Annotated in this window: 13 protein-coding genes and 2 pseudogenes; 9 read left to right on the top strand and 6 right to left on the bottom strand. The window is 58.7% G+C overall.

The window, feature by feature from the left end; genetic code table 11:
• Positions 1–35: 35 nt before the first annotated feature.
• The 4 genes and pseudogenes from MKZ35_RS03355 to MKZ35_RS03370 all read right to left on the bottom strand — a co-directional run bounded on the left by MKZ35_RS03355 (position 36) and on the right by MKZ35_RS03370 (position 5,826).
• Positions 36–1,603 (bottom strand): annotated as a pseudogene (locus MKZ35_RS03355) (acyl-CoA carboxylase subunit beta).
• Positions 1,604–1,762: 159 nt separating this feature from the next.
• Positions 1,763–2,380 (bottom strand): Uma2 family endonuclease, encoded by a 618-nt coding sequence (locus tag MKZ35_RS03360; RefSeq protein WP_482511798.1) that lies wholly within the window; start codon positions 2,378–2,380, stop codon positions 1,763–1,765.
• A gap of 78 nt (positions 2,381–2,458) precedes the next feature.
• Positions 2,459–5,080, bottom strand: a complete 2,622-nt coding sequence (locus tag MKZ35_RS03365) for an ATP-dependent Clp protease ATP-binding subunit (RefSeq protein ID WP_482511799.1) — start codon at positions 5,078–5,080, stop codon at positions 2,459–2,461.
• A gap of 113 nt (positions 5,081–5,193) precedes the next feature.
• Entirely contained in the window at positions 5,194–5,826 is a 633-nt protein-coding gene (locus MKZ35_RS03370; RefSeq protein ID WP_482511800.1) for a WbqC family protein, read from the bottom strand.
• 87 nt (positions 5,827–5,913) lie between these two features.
• Between MKZ35_RS03370 and MKZ35_RS03375 the strand changes: the two genes are divergently transcribed.
• Positions 5,914–6,804: a hypothetical protein gene (locus MKZ35_RS03375; protein WP_482511801.1), complete on the top strand. Its 891-nt coding sequence runs from the start codon at positions 5,914–5,916 to the stop codon at positions 6,802–6,804.
• On the top strand, positions 6,801–7,706 hold the full coding sequence (locus MKZ35_RS03380; RefSeq protein ID WP_482511802.1) for a lysophospholipid acyltransferase family protein: 906 nt from the start codon (positions 6,801–6,803) through the stop codon (positions 7,704–7,706). Before MKZ35_RS03375 ends, MKZ35_RS03380 begins: the two co-directional genes overlap by 4 nt.
• An 80-nt stretch (positions 7,707–7,786) precedes the next feature.
• Here MKZ35_RS03380 and MKZ35_RS03385 read toward each other — a convergent pair whose 3' ends face one another.
• Positions 7,787–8,416 (bottom strand): L-threonylcarbamoyladenylate synthase, encoded by a 630-nt coding sequence (locus tag MKZ35_RS03385; protein ID WP_482511803.1) that lies wholly within the window; start codon positions 8,414–8,416, stop codon positions 7,787–7,789.
• Between the two features lie 295 nt (positions 8,417–8,711).
• On the opposite strand from MKZ35_RS03385, the gene mltG reads away from it, so the two are divergent.
• Together mltG and MKZ35_RS03395 are read left to right on the top strand one after the other, a co-directional pair.
• On the top strand, positions 8,712–9,788 hold the full coding sequence (mltG, locus tag MKZ35_RS03390; RefSeq protein WP_482511804.1) for an endolytic transglycosylase MltG: 1,077 nt from the start codon (positions 8,712–8,714) through the stop codon (positions 9,786–9,788).
• 82 nt (positions 9,789–9,870) lie between these two features.
• Positions 9,871–10,374, top strand: coding sequence for an acyl-CoA thioesterase (locus tag MKZ35_RS03395; protein WP_482511805.1), 504 nt, complete (start codon positions 9,871–9,873; stop codon positions 10,372–10,374).
• 84 nt (positions 10,375–10,458) lie between these two features.
• Here the strand turns inward: MKZ35_RS03395 and MKZ35_RS03400 are convergent.
• Positions 10,459–13,429, bottom strand: a pseudogene (locus MKZ35_RS03400) (Tn3 family transposase).
• 122 nt (positions 13,430–13,551) lie between these two features.
• Here MKZ35_RS03400 and MKZ35_RS03405 point away from each other — a divergent pair.
• The 5 genes from MKZ35_RS03405 to MKZ35_RS03425 all read left to right on the top strand — a co-directional run bounded on the left by MKZ35_RS03405 (position 13,552) and on the right by MKZ35_RS03425 (position 18,344).
• Positions 13,552–14,904: an IS3 family transposase gene (locus MKZ35_RS03405; RefSeq protein WP_482511806.1), complete on the top strand. Its 1,353-nt coding sequence runs from the start codon at positions 13,552–13,554 to the stop codon at positions 14,902–14,904.
• Positions 14,905–15,099: 195 nt separating this feature from the next.
• Entirely contained in the window at positions 15,100–15,708 is a 609-nt protein-coding gene (locus MKZ35_RS03410) for a recombinase family protein (protein ID WP_482511807.1), read from the top strand.
• A gap of 113 nt (positions 15,709–15,821) precedes the next feature.
• Positions 15,822–16,178 (top strand): YciI family protein, encoded by a 357-nt coding sequence (locus tag MKZ35_RS03415; protein WP_482511808.1) that lies wholly within the window; start codon positions 15,822–15,824, stop codon positions 16,176–16,178.
• A gap of 277 nt (positions 16,179–16,455) precedes the next feature.
• Positions 16,456–17,541 carry an RNA polymerase sigma factor gene (locus tag MKZ35_RS03420; protein ID WP_482511809.1) on the top strand — a complete coding sequence of 362 codons (1,086 nt, stop codon included), beginning with the start codon at positions 16,456–16,458 and terminating at the stop codon, positions 17,539–17,541.
• Between the two features lie 53 nt (positions 17,542–17,594).
• Entirely contained in the window at positions 17,595–18,344 is a 750-nt protein-coding gene (locus tag MKZ35_RS03425; RefSeq protein WP_482511810.1) for a 3-oxoacyl-ACP reductase family protein, read from the top strand.
• Positions 18,345–18,602 lie beyond the last annotated feature (258 nt).

Genomic DNA, 18,602 nt, shown 5'->3' on the forward strand with positions numbered 1-18,602 from the left:
AACACTCAGATTCCTCCCGTCGCTCGGAATGACGCCTACAACGGGATATTTCCGTGTTTTTTGCGCGGCAACACATCTACCTTGTTCTCCAGCATTTTAAACGTGCGAATCAATTTCTGGCGCGTCTGGGAAGGCAGGATGACCTCGTCCACAAAGCCGCGATGCGCGGCGCGGTAAGGTGTCGCAAACTTCTGCTGATACTCGTCTACCTTTTCGGCCAGCTTCGCTTCCGGGTCGGTGGCAGCAGCTATTTCACGCTTAAAAATAATTTCTGCCGCGCCTTTGGCCCCCATCACAGCAATTTCGGCGGTAGGCCAGGCATAGTTCATATCGGCTCCAATGTGCTTGGAGTTCATCACATCGTAGGCGCCGCCGTACGCTTTCCGGGTAATAACTGTGATACGCGGCACCGTGGCTTCGCAAAAAGCATACAACAGCTTAGCGCCATTCGTAATGATGCCGCGCCATTCCTGGTCAGTGCCAGGCAAAAAGCCGGGTACATCTTCCAGCACCAGCAGCGGAATATTAAAGCAGTCACAGAAACGCACGAAACGGGCAGCTTTAGTACTAGCATTGATGTCGAGTACGCCGGCCAGCACAGCAGGCTGATTGCCCACAATCCCGATGCTGCGGCCACCAAGCGAGCAAAGCCTACGACAATATTCTCAGCAAAATTCTGGTGAACTTCCAGGAATGAGCCGGCATCAATAATCCCCTCAATTACTTCGCGGATATCGTAAGGCTGATTGGGGTTTTCGGGAATAATAGTATTCAGTGCTGGGCGCATTTCGTCAGCCTGAGGCTCATAGGGCAGGCTGGGGGCCGTTTCTTCGCAGTTCTGCGGCATGTAGCTCAGCAGCTGCTTGAGGTGGGTGATGCAGGCTACCTCATTCGCGCAGGAAAAGTGCGTTACCCCGCTTTTAGCCGAGTGGGTGCTAGCCCCACCCAACTCTTCACTAGTCACGTTCTCGTGCGTCACCGTCTTCACCACGTTTGGCCCCGTTACGAACATATAGCTCGTGTCTTCCACCATCAGAATGAAGTCGGTGATGGCCGGCGAATACACCGCGCCACCCGCGCACGGCCCCATAATGGCCGACAGCTGCGGAATAACTCCGGAGGCGAGTGTGTTTTTGTAGAAAATGTCAGCGTACCCGCCCAAGCTCACGACGCCTTCCTGAATACGTGCCCCGCCCGAGTCATTCAGGCCAATAACGGGGGCGCCATTCTTCATGGCCAAGTCCATGATTTTAACAATTTTCTCAGCATGCGTCTCACTCAGAGAGCCACCGAACACCGTGAAATCCTGGGAGAAAACATACACCAAGCGACCATTCACCGTGCCGTAACCTGTCACCACACCATCACCAAGGTAGTATTCTTTGTCCAGGCCAAAGTCCTTGGAGCGGTGCATCACAAACTTGCCGATTTCCTCAAATGAGCCTTCGTCCAGCAATAAATCTACCCGTTCTCGGGCCGTTAGCTTGCCTTTGCTGTGCTGTGCATCAATGCGAATTTGCCCCCCACCAAGCAATGCCTCGGCATTCTTTCGGTCGAGTATTTCGAGTTTGCTTAACTGGGCGTCGGCGTGCGGATCGGACATAGTTGGGTGGGAATTGATGTAGCTACTTAGGTTGGGAAACCAAAGGTAACGTACAGGTAAAGAAAAGCCGCCCCAAAAATTTGGAGCGGCCTACCAAGTTAGCTTACTATCATATAGCCCTGCAAAAACGAAGGCAGTCGACTCAGTAATAAGTAATTATTACGATATACCTGTGTCCTCATAAACATCCTTCATCGTAAGCGTTGTATTCATGCTCGTAAGATCAATCGTGCCTACCGGGTCTAGAATCTCAATAAAAGTCCACTGCCCTGTTCCGGTTCGGGTATATAACTCTGCCCGAATACTACGCGAATCAATCAGCAAATACTCCCGCACCGACTCAATACTGCGGTAGCGCATAAATTTGCCACTACGATCGTAATCCGCAGTTGAGTCTGACAGCACTTCAATAATAACCACGGGATTCACCAATAAATCCAGCTTGCCATTTCTCAGAATCCCCGGCTGCCCGCACACGACCAGCACATCCGGGTAGAGGTAGGTGCCGGTCAGGGGAATATGAACACGCATATCGCTGCCATATACCCGGCAACCTTTTCCTCTCAATTGGTTGCCTAAGGAAAGACTTACATTGCTGGTTAAAGTGTTATGCGGCAACGACGCGCCCGACATGGCCTGCACGTCATACATGCCCAGCATATCGGGGTGACCCCACGGGTAAATCCGCCCATCTACGAATTCATGCTTGAATTCGGAGGCATACTCCATAGCTAAATACTCCTCTTCCGTGTAGCGGCGTTTGCGCGGTGATTCCATAGCAGACAGGTTTTTTCAAAAATACAAAAATGGCCGGCTCCCTCACAGGAACCGGCCATTTTCAATTATTCAATTGACTTACTTGCCCTTGCCTTTAGTCGAGTCAGTGTCATCGGTATCTGGCTCGGGGGCTTCCTCCGGCCGCTCATCGCTGGCCAGATTCGTCTTTTCACCACTCTTGCTTACTGCAAAGGTTAACTCTTCAGCACCTTCCATGTAGTCAGCGGTAATTACGTCACCTTGAGCAATTTCCGCTTTCAAAATTTCCTCAGCAATCGGATCTTCGATATACTTCTGGATAGCCCGGTTCAACGGACGTGCACCATACTTGGGGTCATAGCCTTTGTCAGCTACGAAATCCTTAGCAGATTCCGTCAGCTCAACTTTGTAGCCTAAGGTCTGGATGCGCGACAGGAGCTTAGCCAGCGAGATGTCGATGATCTTGTGGATGTCTTTCTTCTCCAACGAGTTGAAGACAATCACGTCATCCAAGCGGTTCAGGAACTCCGGCGAGAAAGTCTTGCGCAGGGCATTGGTAATGGTACCCTTCATCATATCATCCATGTTTTCCAGCCGGTTCTTCGTGCCGAAGCCGATACCCGCACCGAAGTCCTGCAAATCGCGGGCACCGATGTTAGAGGTCATGATGATAATCGTGTTGCGGAAGTCCACCTTGCGGCCCAGACCGTCGGTCAGGATACCGTCGTCAAGAACCTGCAGCAGCAAGTTGTATACATCAGGGTGAGCCTTCTCAATCTCATCGAGCAGGATAACCGAGTACGGCTTGCGGCGGATTTTCTCCGTCAGCTGACCGCCTTCCTCGTAGCCCACGTAGCCGGGGGGCGCGCCCACCAGGCGCGATACGCTGAATTTCTCCATGTACTCACTCATGTCGATGCGCACGAGTGAATCCTCCTTATCGAAGAGATAAGTAGACAAGACTTTGGCTAGCTCCGTCTTACCTACGCCCGTTGGGCCCAGAAACACGAACGAGCCAATAGGCTTCTTCGGGTCTTTCAAGCCTACGCGCGTGCGTTGGATAGCCTTCACCAACTGCTTGATGGCTTTTTCCTGGCCAATTACTTTGCCTTGCAGCTCCTCACCCATGTTGAGCAGCTTCTGGCTTTCGTTCTGGGCCACACGCACCACCGGAATGCCGGTCATCATGGCGATTACCTCGGCCACGTTTTCCTCTTTCACCGTGTAGCGCTTCTTCTTGGTCTCATCTTCCCAGCTTTTCTTAGCTGAGTCGAGCTGTTCCAGAAGCTTCTTTTCCTTGTCGCGAAGCTGGGCAGCTTCTTCGTATTTCTGCGACTTTACTACGCGGTTTTTCTCCACCTTGATATTCTCAATCTGCTCTTCAAGCTTGAGAATGTCTTCGGGGACCACGATGTTGTTGATGTGCACGCGGGCACCAGCCTCGTCGAGAATATCGATGGCTTTGTCTGGCAGGAAACGATCGGACATATAACGGTCCGAAAGTTTCACGCAGGACTCAATGGCTTTGTCGGTGTACACGACATGGTGGTGGTCCTGGTACTTATCCTTAATGTTATGCAGGATTTCGATCGTCTCCTCGGGCGTAGTAGGATCTACCATTACCATCTGGAAGCGACGGGCCAAAGCACCATCTTTCTCGATATACTGACGATACTCGTCCAGCGTGGTAGCACCAATGCATTGAATCTCACCACGAGCCAAAGCCGGCTTAAACATGTTGGAGGCATCCAGCGAGCCGGAAGCGCCACCAGCGCCTACAATCGTGTGCAACTCGTCAATAAAGAGGATAACGTCGGGCGACTTTTCCAGCTCGTTCATCACGGCCTTCATGCGCTCCTCAAATTGCCCCCTGTACTTGGTGCCAGCTACCAGCGAAGCCAAATCCAGCGTCACCACGCGCTTGCCAAACAGCACCCGCGAGACTTTCTTCTGGATAATGCGCAAAGCGAGGCCTTCCGCAATAGCTGTTTTACCAACCCCAGGCTCACCAATGAGGATAGGGTTGTTCTTCTTGCGACGCGACAGAATCTGAGCCACGCGCTCAATTTCTTTTTCGCGGCCCACGATGGGGTCCAGCTTGTCATCCTCCGCCAGCTTGGTCAGGTCGCGGCCGAAGTTGTCGAGCACTGGCGTGCGTGACTTCTCGCCCGGCTTCTTAGCGGCCGAGCTGCTGCTACCCGAGCTGCTGCCGCGGCCGGAGCCGCCGAAAAGCTTGTCGTTGTCGTCGTCGTCGGTGTCGGGGGCGCGGTCGGTGGGGGCAGGGTTGCCGTGATAGTCCAGCGAGTCGCGTACGGATTCGTAGTTCACGTTGAATTTGCTGAGGATTTGCGAAGAAATATTGTCTTCATCGCGCAAAATTGACAGGAGCAGATGCTCGGTGCCAATAATTTCGCTTTTGAAGATTTTGGCCTCTAGATAGGTGATCTTGAGTACTTTTTCGGTTTGTTTGGTCAGCGGAATAGAGCCGGTAATGCTCGTGCCTTGCGTAGCCGTGTTGCGGGTGGCCTGCTCCAGTGCGTACTTAAGCTCTTCCACCGAAACACCCAATTTCTTGAGCAGTCCGATGGCTGTGCCCTCGCCTTCGCGGATCATGCCCAGCAATAGGTGTTCGGTGCCGATATAATCGTGCCCGAGGCGGATGGCTTCTTCCCGGCTCAAAGAGATGACCTCTTTGACTCGATTTGAGAATTTAGCTTCCATGCAGATAAGGTAGTGAGGAAAATATAGATCCCCGCTTGAAAAAACGGGTTGGGCCGGATCAACCTGAAAACAGGAAAGGGCGGGCGAAGGTTCGGGGGCAGCGCTGAGGAAATCTACGCGAGATAGCTGCCGGCGTTAGGGCCCTGCGAAAAGAGCAGATCCAATATGCTTAAATGAGGAACAAATTGCAGGCCAAAGGTCTGCGAATAAGGCCGCACCCGGCTGGGTTCGGACGGAGTGTCAGGTTCAGAGGGAGCAGGCGCTTTGGGTGTCAGCCAATCGCGCCGGTCGCGCACCGTAGGGTCAGAGTAGGAGGGGTGATATTCAGGGGTGAATGCCAACGGGATGCGCAGCCGAAGGCATCGTAGGTAGAAGTGCAGTAGGTTGAGGTTGAGGTCGAAAAGCAGCGGTGGTTTTTGTACGTAGATATCGTGCAGATAGTCGGCATAATATTCAAAATACGGACTGCCACCATAAGCGGTTTGCAGGGTGCGCCAATGCTGGTGCACCCAGTTTTGCCGATAATCTATCTCCAGATCTGCAGTTTTAACTTTCTCGCTACGATTACCATCCACTACAGGCACCGTAAGTGGCTTTACTCCTTGCGCAGTGAGGATAAGACACCGGTTCCGATAGGTTTGCTTGCGATAGTTTTCGTGGCTTTCTAATAACAAAAAATCAGCGCCGACTAGTTCGGCAAAAAAGGCAATAGGCGGATTATAAGGCAATTCAAATAAAACGGGCATGATGCTGGCAAGTCGGGCGCAAAAATGAAGGTCCTGCAATAGTAAGGAGTTCGGGGAGTACTTTTGCTCCGCCATTAATCAGCCAAAATGACAAAATCCTTTGCCTTCCGGTTGCTCGTCGGGTTGCTTATGCTCAGCAATGCCCTCGTAGCTCAAGCTCAGAAGCAGGGCTTATTGCTCGATGTCGCTCGCTTTCGCAACGAAAACAGTATCACGAAAGGAGCGGTGGTCGAGTTGTATGTAACGGTGCCCGGAAACGCCCTGATTTACCGCAAACGGGCACCCAAAGTATATCAGGCCGCCGCTTTGGTTACACTAGAGGTGCTGCGGGCCGATGGCTCGGCTGCTTATCAGGAAACTATTGCCCTAAAACCACCTGTGCTAAACGACACTAGCGGTGCCATTAAGAATTCAATTATTTTCCAAAAGCGTGTGGAACTTGCCGATGGGCAGTACACGCTGCGGGCAAAGCTGCAGGACCAGACAAGTAAAAAGAGCCTTGGACTGCTAGAACAGCCATTAGTGCTGGATTTCAATCAGGAGAGGACCCGCTTGAGTGATATCGTGTTGTTGAGTCGGGTGGGGGGCAAATCGGCTGTGGAAGGCGACAACTTTACCCGTGGTGGCTACAGTCTCGCGCGTACGCCCAACGGCCTTTATGCCCGCGGGGCCAACCGCCTGGCTTGGTACGCCGAGCTATATGACGCTCCTTCGCCCCTTGTGCTGGCCACCCGCGCCAGGGTGCGCCCGACAGCTGGGGGCGCTGACGTATTAACTTCCGCTGGCTTGGCCCGATCCGTGGCCGGCGGCCCTCATCTGGTGCTGGGCGATATGAATATTGCCAATCTGATGGCTGGCGACTACGACCTGATCGTGGAGGTGCGCGACGCAAAAGGCAAGCTACTGACCTCACAAACCACGCGTCTCCAACGCCGCCCCGACGAGTACGCGCCCGCCGCTGCTTCTTTGCCCCGATGAAAAAAGCCCCCCAGAGACTCTATCCGTGGTATTATCGGCCCCTGGAGTGGCTGCTGACCGGCTTGGCGCATTTGCCTTTATCGGTGTTGTACGTGGTGGCCGATGGGTTTTATCTGGTGATGGCCTATGGGCTGCGCTACCGGCAGCGGGTGGTGCTGCAGAATTTGCGCAATTCATTTCCAGATAAAACAGAGGCGCAGATCAGGCGCTTGGTGAAGGAGTTCTACCGGCACTTTGCCGAATTAATGATAGAGGTTTTGAAGCTGGGGGGCATTTCTGCCGCTGAGCTAAAGCAACGGGTGTTTATGCCCAATCCGGAAGTGCTGGAGAAACTACTGGCTAAAGGTGGGCCGGTGCTGGCTCTCGGCTCGCACGCCGGCAACTGGGAGTGGATTATTACGGCTGGCGCTGTCTGGTTGGGGCCGCGGGCCGATGGCGTGTACAAGCCGCTCACCAATCCGTTCTTCGAAGATTTCGTGTACCGCCTGCGCACCCAAACGGGCGCCCGACTAGTGCCCATGCGCGATACGCTACGCCACTTGGTGCGTCACCGCAACGAAGGAAGGGTCCTTAGTATGCTGAGCGACCAAAGCCCCAGCCGCGCCGACCAGCAGTACTGGACGCGTTTTCTGCACCAGGATACCGCCTTCTACACCGGTGCCGACAAGCTAGCTGCTCAGTTTCATTGCCCCGTGGTGTACGTCAGCATCCGCCGCCAACGGCGCGGCTACTACGAGATGCACCTCACCGAGCTATACGACGGCGAAACGCCCCTGCCCAAAGACGGCCACCAAATCACCGAAGCCTTCGCCCGCCAGCTGGAGCACGATATTCAAGCTGCCCCCGCGGACTATTTATGGTCGCACCGGCGCTGGAAACACGTTAGAGAAGTGAGAGGTTAGACATGAGAAGCGAGACTTCATTCTGGTGCAGTATAGCAGAACGAAGTCTCACTTCTCATGTCTAACCTCTCACTTCTAACTCACAAATACTGCTCAATATCGCCGGCGCCCTGGCGGATGATGTCGAAATCATCATTCGTGCAGTCAACTACGGTGCTGGCGATGTTGTTGCCAAAGCCGCCATCGATGACCAGGTCTACCAGCGGGCGATATTTCTCGAAAATCAGGTCGGGGTCGGTGGAGTACTCAATTAAAGTATCATCGTCGTGAATGGAAGTGCTGACAATAGGATTGCCTAGCTCGCGCACCAAGCTCAGGCAAATGTTGTGGTCCGGGACGCGGATACCCACCGTTTTGCGCTTCACGCCGCCGTAGCGCGGAGCCTTGGGGCTGGCCTCAAAAATGAAAGTAAACGGCCCTGGCAGCGCTTTCTTCAACACTTTATACACCGGCGTAGTGATACCGTGGGCGTAGTCGGTGATGTGGGAAAGGTCGTGGCAGATAAACGACAGGTTCGCCTTTTCGGGATGAATGCCCTTGATGCGGCAGAGCTTTTCGACGGCTTTCGCGTTGTGAATATCGCAGCCCAGGCCATAAATCGTGTCCGTAGGATAGATGATTATTCCTCCCTTGCGCAACACTTCCACGGCTTGCAGCAAACGGTTTTGGGGCGGATTATCGGGATGGATGCGAAGCAGCGTAGCAGACATGAGCGGGCGGATGAAAGGTGAAAACTAAGAAAACCGGCACCGGGCCGGAATCGGGCAAGATACTGCGGGAGCTGAATACCTGTCACTCCTTCGCAATTTTTTTGCGGAAGGTTGCTGTTTGCGCTCTTTAAATCCAAAAAAGCCCCCACCAATCATAATTGAACACTGGGGGCTTTTTTCGCGTTAGCAAAACCGGAAGTCTAGAACGTGTACTTTTGGGCCCGAAAAATCAAGCTGGTTAAAGTCGTGCTTTGCGCCGCTAGTTTATTCTTGTTAGCTGTATCTCTCTTTGCTCATGTCCCAAATTTCCCGCGCCGAATCCAAAGCTAAGGCCCAGAAGCGCCGCAACCGTTATGCCGCCGTGGTAGCGGTGCTCGGCGTCTTGTTCGTGTCGTTCTCGTATTATTTCTACCAGGTTTTCTATACGCCCAACGTAGATACCAAAGGCCAGCCGACGTATCTGCTGATTCGGCAGGGCCAAAGCTACAAGTCTGTAATGGACTCCATCGACGCCAGGAATGTCATTATCGACCGGCTTTCTTTTCGCTTCGTGGCCAAGCTGATGAAATACGACCAGCTAGTAAAGCCTGGTCGCTACGAGCTGAAAGACGGCTACACCAACCGCGAGCAGATCAACGACTTACGGCGCGGCATACAGTCGCCGCTCAGCCTGACTTTTCAGAATATCCGTCTGCGCCAGGATTTGGCCAAGAAGCTCAGCACCACCATCGACGCCCGCCCTCACGAGTTCGATAGCCTGCTTAGCAGCCCCAGCTACACCCGCTCCCTGGGATTCGACACGACCAGCATCCTCGGGATGTTTATCCCGAATACCTACGAGCTGTACTGGAATACTTCGGCCAAGAACCTCATGCAGCGCATGAAAAAAGAGTATGAGAAATTCTGGACGCCCGCCCGCGACGCTAAGGCTAAAGCCTTGGGCCTGAGCCGCGCTCAGGTAAGCACCCTAGCCAGCATCGTGGAAGCCGAGCAGCAGCAGCACGCCGATGAGCGTCCGCGCGTGGCCGGCGTGTACCTCAACCGTCTGGAGCGCGGTATGCTGCTTCAGGCCGACCCGACGGTGGTATATGCCAACGGCGATTTCGGCATCAAGCGTGTCTTGAACGTACACCTGGCTAAAGACTCACCCTACAACACGTACAAATACAAAGGATTGCCCCCCGGCCCCATCAATCTGCCCAGCATCGCCAGCATTGATGCCGTGCTGAACCCGGAGGAGCACCAGTACATTTATTTCTGCGCTAAAGAGGACTTCAGCGGCTATCACGCTTTCGCCACCAACGAGCGCGACCACCTGCTGAACGCTCGTCGCTACCAAGCTGCTTTGAACAGGAGCGGGATTATGAAGTAAATGGGTGAATGAGTGGGTGAATACGTATTTCTCTTTGAAAGCCAGCTACTCATTCACCAATCGCTCATTCAGTCATTTAATTATGTACTCCTCCGATATTCAAATCCGCGTCCGATACGCCGAAACCGACCAGATGGGCTACGTGTACCACGGCAACTACGCGGCCTACTTTGAAGTAGCCCGCACGGAAGCTTTTCGGCAGCTTGGTATTCGCTATAAAGACCTGGAAGCTGACGGCGTGGGTATGCCCGTGGGCGAAATTCGGACCCGCTTCCGCCGTCCCGCCCGCTACGACGACCTGCTGACGGTGCGGTTGATGTTGCGCCAGCCGGCCGAAGGATCGAGGGTGTTATTTGAATACGAGATTTATAATGAGGTGCAGGATCTGCTTACCGAAGGCCACACCCTAATGGTGTTTGTGAGTACCGCAACGGGCCGACCCGTACCCATTCCGGCCGATATTCAAGATAAGCTCTCCCCCTACTTCACCGACGACGAAACGGCCGGGCCGCTTACGCCTACCTCGTCCAAATTGCTCCCCGACGCGCCCGCGCCGGCCGCATTTGCTCCGAAACCAAATAGCTAAATGGGTATAGGTTGAACAGTTGAATGTCCTTGCTGCATATATGAGTTAGTAGGGGTCCTCTCAGGAAACGGAAAATATAGCACGTTAAGGCCTGGACAGGGGCCTCAGGGGCTGAAATTTGCCCGTAGCGCGTTTGGTGCGCCACGAATAGTCGCCCATCAGGTTGATAGGCTCCCAGCCCAGCGGCGATAAGAAGGACAAGAGCGCCTCGTCCACGGGTTGGCCGTGGGCCCGCAGGGCCTGCACGGCCTGCACGGCGCGCTGCACATACACCGTGTTCCAGAGCACGATGGCCGCCGTGAGCAGGTTCAGGCCGCTGGCCCGGTAGCGCTGCTGCTCGAAGCCCCGGTCCCGGATTTCGCCCAGCCGGTGGAAGAAGACGGCCCGGGCCAGCGCGTTGCGGGCTTCGCCTTTGTTGAGCCCCACCTGTACGCGGCGGCGCAAGTCGACGCTCTGCAGCTAGTCCAGAATGAACAAACTCCGCTCGATGCGGCCCAGTTCGCGCAGGGCCACGGCCAGGCCGTTCTGGCGCGGGTAGCTGCCGAGTTTGCGCAGCATGAGCGAGGCGGTCACGGTGCCTTGCTTGATGGAGGTGGCCAAGCGCAGAATGGCTTCCCAGTGGGCTAGGATGTGGCGCACGTTGAGGGTGCCGCCCAGCAGCGGCTGCAAGGCTTCGTACGCCGGGGAGCCCGGCGGCACGTACAGCTTCGTCTCGCTCAGGTCGCGGATGCGGGGCGCGAAGCGGTAGCTCAGCAGCGGCATCACGGCAAACAGGTGGTCGGTAAAGCCGGCCGTATCGGTGTAGTGCTCGGCGATGCACAGGTCGGACTCGTGGTAGAGCAAACCGTCGAGCACATACGTGGCATCGCGCACGCCCACGTTAATGACCTGACTGCTCTAAAGGGCGCGTACTGGTCCGAGACGTGGGTGTAGAACAGCCGGCCCGGCTCGGCCCCGTACTTGGGATTGAGGTGCCCGGTGCTCTCGGCGCGTCCCCCGGCCCGAAACCGCTGCCCGTCCGACGAGGACGTGGTGCCGTCGCCCCAGTGGGCCGCGAAGGGCTGGCGCAGCTGCGCGTTGACCAGTTCGGCCAAGGCCAGTGAGTAAGTGTCGTCGCGGATGTGCCAGGCTTGGAGCCAGGAGAGTTTGGCGGGGTACTGCCGGGGCAGGACTCGGCCATCTTCGTCAGGCCCAGGTTCAGCCCATCGGCCAGCAGGGTGGTGAGCAGCAGGGCGTGGTCCTTGGCCGGGGCCCCGGTCTTTAGGTGCGTGAAGTGGCGGCTGAACCCGGTCCACTCGTCGACTTCCAGCAGCAGGTCCGTAATCTTGACGTGGGGCAGCAGGCGCGCCACCTGGTCAATCAGGGCCTGGGCCGCCTCCGGCACGGCGGCATCCAGGGGCGTAATTTTTAGCCCCGCCGCCGTCAGGCTCGCGTCCGGTAATTCGCCGGCGGCGGCCAGGCGGTTAACCGTTTCCAGCTGCTGGGTTAGGTGCGCGAGGCGCTGCCGGAGGTAGTGTTCGCCGTCGGCTTCGACCGCCAGGGGCAGCTCGCCGGCCTCCAGCAGGGCGGCAAACGGCTGGGCCGGCACCAGGTATTCCTCGAAGTCCTTGAACTGGCGCGAGCCGACCACCCACATATCGCCCGAACGCAACGCGTTTTTGAGTTCGGCCAGGGCGCACAGCTCATAGTGGCGGCGGTCCAGGCCGTCCGCCGTCCGCACCAGTTTTTGCCAGCGCTTGCTGATGAAGGCCGTCGGCGCATCGGCGGGCAGCTTCCGGGCCCCGGTCGCGTTCAGCCCGCGCAGCACGTCAATCGCCGCCAATAGACTGCTGGCCGCCGGGGCCGCCCGCAGCGGCAGGGCCGCCAGAAACGCGGGGGCGTAGCGGCGCACGGTGGCGTAGTGCTCGCTCACCCGGTGCAGAAAATCAAAGTCGGCGGGCTGGGCCAATTGCTGCGCTTCGCCGACACGGGCGGTGAAGTCTTCCCAGGGCAGGACCGATTCGATGGCGGCAAACGGGTCCGCCCCCGTCGTGCGGGCCGTGAGCAGGGCCTGCCCAATGCGCCCGAACAGGCGAAGCTGCTGGTTGATGGATTTGCCCGCGGCCTGGAATTGCTGCTGGTGCTTGTTTTTGGCCGCGTTGAACACCTTGCCTATGATGCGGTCATGCAGGTCGAGCAATTCGTCCAGCACCGTGGCCGTGCCTTCCAGCGCCAGGGCCACCAACGTGGCCAGGCGCCGAGCGGGCTCGAACCGGGCCAGGTCGGCCGGGGTCATCTGCGCCCCCTCGCGGGCGATTTTGAGCAGCCGGTTCTGGTGTACCCGCCGCGCCAAGTCGGCCGGCAGGCCCAGGTGTTGCCACGCCGCGAGGCGGGTCAGGTGTTCCACCAGCTGGCGCGAAGTCGGGGCGGCGGGCGCTTGTCGGAGCCAGGCCAGCCGGGTCAGGTTGCTGCCTTCGCGGCGGGTGAGCAGGTCTTCCAATCCCTGCCGGGTTTCCAGGGTAAGGTCCTCGGTCAACGTGTCGTAGAGCTGCCGATTGGCCCGCGTCAGGGCCTCCGCGCTGAGCCGTTCGAGGACGGCCACCGCGGGCAATAGAATGCCTTGGCGGCGCAAATGCCCCATTAGGGCCTGGACGAGTAGCACGCCTTTGTCCGTTTGCAGCGCGACGTCGGTTAGCCAAGGCACGGCAGCCCGGTAATGCAGCAGGGCAAACGTCTGGAACCCGAAGGCCGCTTGCAGTTCCACCAGGTGCTCGCGCCGGGTTTGCTCCCGCCGGCCATAAACGGCCCACTCCGGGGCCGGGAGCTTCAACTGCGCGGCCACGAAGGCGAGCAGGGAGGGGGCCGGCACCTGGTCCAAGCCCAACACCACGCCCGGAAAGCGCAGGTAGCAGAGTTGCACGGCGAAGCCCAGTCGGTTGGCCGCGCCGCGGTGCTGGTGAATCAACGAGAGGTCGGCCTCACTGAGCGTGTAGTGCCGGATGAACTCCTCGGACGTTTCGGGCAGGGCGAGCAGTTGCTCCCGCTCAGCGGCGGAGAGCGTAGAACGACGAGGCATAGGCAACGGGCGTATGGGGAGACTGGTAGGCTAGAAGAAGGCGCCCCCTCTTCTATGCCAGCACAAGTCAACGGAAAGACAGTGTCTTGTCCTAAAATGAGTTGACCATCAATCCCCCGCAGATGGAACACTTATTTCTCTTTCGCAAGCAGGCGCATGAGCTGAAAATGCGCCAGATGGTCGAGGAAATTAACTTCGGCCGCCACACCATTGAGTCGGCGATGAGCCAGTACCAGGTGCTCACTCGCTCGACCGTCACCAAGTGGGTGGAACGTGTCCGGCAAGAAGAGCAGGCACGTACCCACGCCATGGAAAACACGCCGAAAAAGCCGCCCACCACGCTCGTCGAGCAAGTGGTGCAGCATGCCGATGCACTCACTGGTCAGGTCAAGCAATTGCAGAAACAGCTCGAACAAGCCGAGTTGCAGGTGCTCTACTACAAAAACGTGATCCGGGTGGCCGAGCAGGAGCTGGGCCTGAGCATCGAAAAAGTCCGGTACCAAGTAGTCCAGCTCCTGCGAGTCAGCTGCCCGCACTTTTGCCTGCGGCGGGTCAGTGGGGTACTTGGGTTTAGCCGGCAGGCCTACTACCAGCACGAAAATCGGCACTTCACCAGCGAGCAGCGGGAACAGTGCGTACTGGACCTCGTGGCCGAGGTGCGAAAGGACCATCCGCGCATGGGCGGCAAGAAGCTCTACTACCTGCTGAAAGAGCAACTGGTCCGTCAAGGCATCAAGTTAGGCCGGGATGCCCTGTTTGACTTGCTGGCCGCGAATAATTTGCTCATTCGGCGGCGCAAGCGCAAAACCATTACCACGTTCTCCCGGCACAAATTCCGTAAATATCCCAACCTGATTAAGGACCTGACGCCCTTACGGCCCAACCAGGTCTGGGTAGCGGATATCACCTACTGGTTTACCGAAGCCGGCTGTTTGTATGTCTCGCTGCTCACCGATGCCTACTCGCACCGTATCATGGGCTTCGCCGTAGCCGAGACGTTAGCCACGGTCCACTGCCGATGCGCGCTGGAAATGGCGCTGCGCCACATTACCAAACGGGCGGGCCGTCACCTGATTCACCACAGTGACCGCGGCATCCAGTATTGTAGCCAGGAATATCTGGCCCCCTTGGCGGCCTGGCACGTGCAGGTGAGCATGACCGAAAACTCCGACCCGCGGGAAAACCCGGTGGCCGAACGCATCAATGGCATCCTCAAGCAGGAGTATCTGAGTCACCAGCCGGTACGCTCCCTGGACGAAGCGCAGCAACACCTCGAACGGGCGGTGTTTCTCTACAACTACAAACGCCCCCATCTGAGTTGCAACTACCAAAGCCCCGATGAAGCACACCGCAGCTGGGGACCGTTGGAGCGGCGCTGGAAAAACTACTATAAACCACCCGTTGCTAGCGAACCAAAAGTCAGTAATTTTAGGACTACCACCGAAACGGTCAACGCAGGCCCGGACTACCACTAAACGGTCAACTTATTTCCGGACGAGACAACACAGTCTGCATGTTCACCAAAACGAACGTATTTCTGTACAATTCAGCTTACCACCTGTGGTTCAGTGAAGCGAAGCCAAAACCAGCTGATTTGGTACAGAAAACTTGTTCAGCAATCAAAGTACAAATATGGGTACCTTCGCTACGGATAACCTGTACTTTGCCCCATGAAAATCGGCTATGCCCGCGTCTCCACCCGCGACCAGCACCTGGAACTGCAACTCGATGCCCTCACCAAAGCCGGCTGCGAAGTCATCTACCAGGAAAAGGTGTCCGGGGCCAGCACCAGTCGCCCCGAGCTGGAGCGGCTGCTGACGCAGCTGCGCACCGGCGACACGGTCTACATCTACAAACTCGACCGCCTGGGGCGCTCGCTCAAGCACCTGCTGCAGGTGGTGGGCGACTTCCAGCAGCTGGGGGTAGGCCTGGTTTCCCTCACCGATGCCATCAATACCACTTCCGCGCAGGGGCGGCTCGTGTTTAACCTGTTTGCCTCGCTGGCCGAGTTTGAGCGCGAGCTGATTCGCGAACGCACCCACGCCGGGCTGGCTGCGGCCCGCGCCCGGGGCCGGGTGGGCGGCCGCCAGCGGGGCCTCTCGGAGCAGGCCGAACGCACGGCCATCATTGCCGAAACGCTCTACCGCGAGCAGCAGCTCGGCGTCAACGAGATTGCCCAGCGCCTAAACATCTCCAAGGTCACCCTCTACAAATACTTACGCCACCGAAACGTGGTCATCCATGCCCATCGAAAGACGGCTGCTACGGCCATCGATTAACTTTTGGACCAACCTTTCACCCAAGGCCAAAAATAAATTCGGAAGCGGTGTCCGGTTCGTGCACGTCTGTTCGTCTCCGGTCAAATCATCTTTTCATTTTTATCCCTTTTCTCATGGACAAGTTCTTGCTCCTTTTTCACAATACGGCCTACGACGAAGCGTACTGGGACAAGTCGCCCGAAGCCCTGCAGGCCGAGCTCACCAAGTGGAACAACTGGATTGGCGGCATCGCCGCCCAGGGTAAGCTGGTAAGCGCCGAGGCCCTGCGGCCCGAGGGCAAGGTGTTGCGCCGCCAGGGCGAACTCGTCACCGACGGCCCCTTCACCGAAGGAAAGGAAGTGGTGGGCGGCATTTTGCTGCTGCAGGCCGCCGACCTGGACGAAGCCATTCGGCTGGCCCAGGGCTGCCCCGCTTTCGACAACAACAACAACGGCGCCGTGGAAGTCCGCCCGCTGGTGAAATTCGACTAAGTTGGTGCCGTTCGCGTTCCTGCCCGGCGGGCCACGCCCCGGCTGGCCGGGTAGGAATACCTTTTTCACCGCCCCGCGCCATGCCGTTCGCCGCCGAGCACCTGGTTGACCACCTGTTTCGCCACGAGGCCGGGCGGCTGCACGCGCTGCTGCTGCGCTGGCTGGGCGTGCGGTACCTGGCAGAGGCCGACGACCTGGTGCAGGACACGCTGGTGGAAGCCCTGACCGCCTGGCGCTTGCACGGCCCCCCGACAACCCGGCGGGGTGGCTCTACCGCGTGGCCCAGCGTAAAACCCTGGACTGGCTCCGCCGGCAGCAGCGCTTCGACCGCCTCGGGCCCGGGCTGCGGGAAGCAGCGCAGCGGGTGGCGGACGCTCCCCCGCACTACCTGCCCGAGGAGCTGGCCGACAGCCAGCTGCGGGTCCTGTTCGTGTGCTGCCACCCGGCGCTGGCCCCGGCGGCGCAGGTGGCGCTGTGCCTGAAAACGTTGGGCGGGCTCAGCGCCGCCGAGATGGCCGCCGCGCTGCTGTCCACGCCCGATGCCCTCACCAAGCGCTTGTTTCGGGCCCGGGAAACCCTGCGTGCCGCGGACGTGTCGCTGGAGGTGCCCGCCGGCGCCGAGCTGACGCGCCGGCTGGCCGGCGTGCTGCACGCCCTCTACCTGCTCTTCAACGCCGGCTACGATTCCGAACAGCCGGCCGCGCCCATCCGCCAGGACCTGTGCGCCGAAGCCCTGCGCCTGGGCCAACTGCTGACGCAGCAGCCGCGCACCGACCTGCCCGACACCCACGCCCTGCTGGCCCTGTTCTGCCTGCAGGCCGCCCGGCTACCCGCCCGCACCGACGCGCAGGGCCACCTCGTACTGCTCGAAGACCAGGACCGTGGCCGCTGGAGCCAGCCGCTCATCGCCCGCGGGCTGCGCCACCTGGGCCGGGCCGCCGACGCGCCCGAAGCCGGCCCCTACCACCTGCAGGCGGGCATTGCATTGGAACACTGCCGCGCCCCTTCGTACGCGGCGACGGACTGGGCCGCCATCCGCGGGCTGTACGACCAGTTGCTGGCGCGGCGGCCGTCGCCGGTGGTGGCCCTGCACCGCGCCGTGGCCGTAGCCCGCGCCGACGGTCCGGCGCTGGGCCTGCAAGCCGCCGCGGGTGCGCAGGCGCTGGCCGGCACCTATCTCTACCACGCCGTACTCGGCGACCTGCACCGCCTCAACCACGACACGGCGGCCGCGTGCCGGCACTTGGAGCAAGCCCTGCACGGCACGAGCAGCCCCGTGCGCCAGCAGCTGCTACAGCGCAAGCTGGCGGCATTAAACGGGCCGGAGGATGGGCGCGAACTCAGGGAACGCTACAAGAAGTAGAACGAAATTTAACATCCATTCTTTCTCCACGCCCACTTTTTTCACCCTTTACCATGCACGCAACCCCAGAAAAAGTAGCCCTCATTACCGGCGCCTCGCGCGGCATTGGCCGGGCCATCGCCGAGCGACTTGCCCACGACGGCTACGCCATCGTCGTCAACTACACCAAAAGCACCGACCAGGCGCAGTCCCTCGTCCAGCGTCTCACCCAGCAAGGCGGCCGGGCGCTGGCCGTGCAGGGCGATGTGAGCCGCCAAGCCGACGTAACGACCCTCTTCGAGCGGGCCGTGGCCGAATTCGGCCGGCTGGACGTGCTAGTCAACAACGCGGGCATCTTCAGCGCGGCCGGCATTCCGCTCGAACACATCACGGACGAGCACTACGACGCCCTGTTCAATACCAACGTCCGGGGGCTGATTTACGCCTCGCAAGCGGCCAGCCGGTATTTTGACGAACGCGGCGGGCAAATCATCAACCTCTCGTCGGTGCTAGGCAACCAGGCCGCGCCTTATATGGCCGTGTACGCGGCGACCAAGGCGGCCGTGGACTCCTTGACCAAAAGCTTCGCGGCGGAATTGGGTCCGCGCCGCATCCGCGTCAACGCCGTGGCCCCGAGCCTGACCGAGACCGACATGATTGCCGACGTGCCCGCCGCCTTCCGGGAACAAATCACGCAGACCACGGCGCTCGGGCGCCTGGGCACCGCCGCTGACATCGCCGGAGTCGTGGCACTGCTGGCCTCGCCGGCGGGCTACTGGATTAATGGCCAAACCCTGTACGCCGATGGCGGCCTGCGGGGTTAACTCCTGCCAGTCCCTGAAACAAGTCATTTTTCGCGGGTTTGGCGGCCCGCGGGTGCTTCGCCTGGAAGAAATGCCCACTCCCGAACCGGGTCCGGGCCAGGTCCTCATCCGGGTTGAAGCAGCTGGGGTCAATTAGGCCGATGCCATGCCGCGCCGCGCCGCAACGTGTACTTGCACACGCCGGTCCTGTCGGCCGCACCCGGCGGCGACGTGTTCCGGCGCAGCTTCGAGTGCCTGGCCCCCTTCGGCCGGATGGTT

The sequence above is a fragment of the Hymenobacter sp. R533113 genome, assembly GCF_056835965.1.

Bases quoted from the DNA above. Each gene is read 5' to 3' on its own strand.
- MKZ35_RS03360 (WP_482511798.1), bottom strand. From the start codon at position 2,380: ATGGAATCACCGCGCAAACGCCGCTACACGGAAGAGGAGTATTTAGCT.
- MKZ35_RS03365 (WP_482511799.1), bottom strand. From the start codon at position 5,080: ATGGAAGCTAAATTCTCAAATCGAGTCAAAGAGGTCATCTCTTTGAGC.
- MKZ35_RS03370 (WP_482511800.1), bottom strand. From the start codon at position 5,826: ATGCCCGTTTTATTTGAATTGCCTTATAATCCGCCTATTGCCTTTTTT.
- MKZ35_RS03375 (WP_482511801.1), top strand. From the start codon at position 5,914: ATGACAAAATCCTTTGCCTTCCGGTTGCTCGTCGGGTTGCTTATGCTC.
- MKZ35_RS03380 (WP_482511802.1), top strand. From the start codon at position 6,801: ATGAAAAAAGCCCCCCAGAGACTCTATCCGTGGTATTATCGGCCCCTG.
- MKZ35_RS03385 (WP_482511803.1), bottom strand. From the start codon at position 8,416: ATGTCTGCTACGCTGCTTCGCATCCATCCCGATAATCCGCCCCAAAAC.
- mltG (WP_482511804.1), top strand. From the start codon at position 8,712: ATGTCCCAAATTTCCCGCGCCGAATCCAAAGCTAAGGCCCAGAAGCGC.
- MKZ35_RS03395 (WP_482511805.1), top strand. From the start codon at position 9,871: ATGTACTCCTCCGATATTCAAATCCGCGTCCGATACGCCGAAACCGAC.
- MKZ35_RS03405 (WP_482511806.1), top strand. From the start codon at position 13,552: ATGGAACACTTATTTCTCTTTCGCAAGCAGGCGCATGAGCTGAAAATG.
- MKZ35_RS03410 (WP_482511807.1), top strand. From the start codon at position 15,100: ATGAAAATCGGCTATGCCCGCGTCTCCACCCGCGACCAGCACCTGGAA.
- MKZ35_RS03415 (WP_482511808.1), top strand. From the start codon at position 15,822: ATGGACAAGTTCTTGCTCCTTTTTCACAATACGGCCTACGACGAAGCG.
- MKZ35_RS03425 (WP_482511810.1), top strand. From the start codon at position 17,595: ATGCACGCAACCCCAGAAAAAGTAGCCCTCATTACCGGCGCCTCGCGC.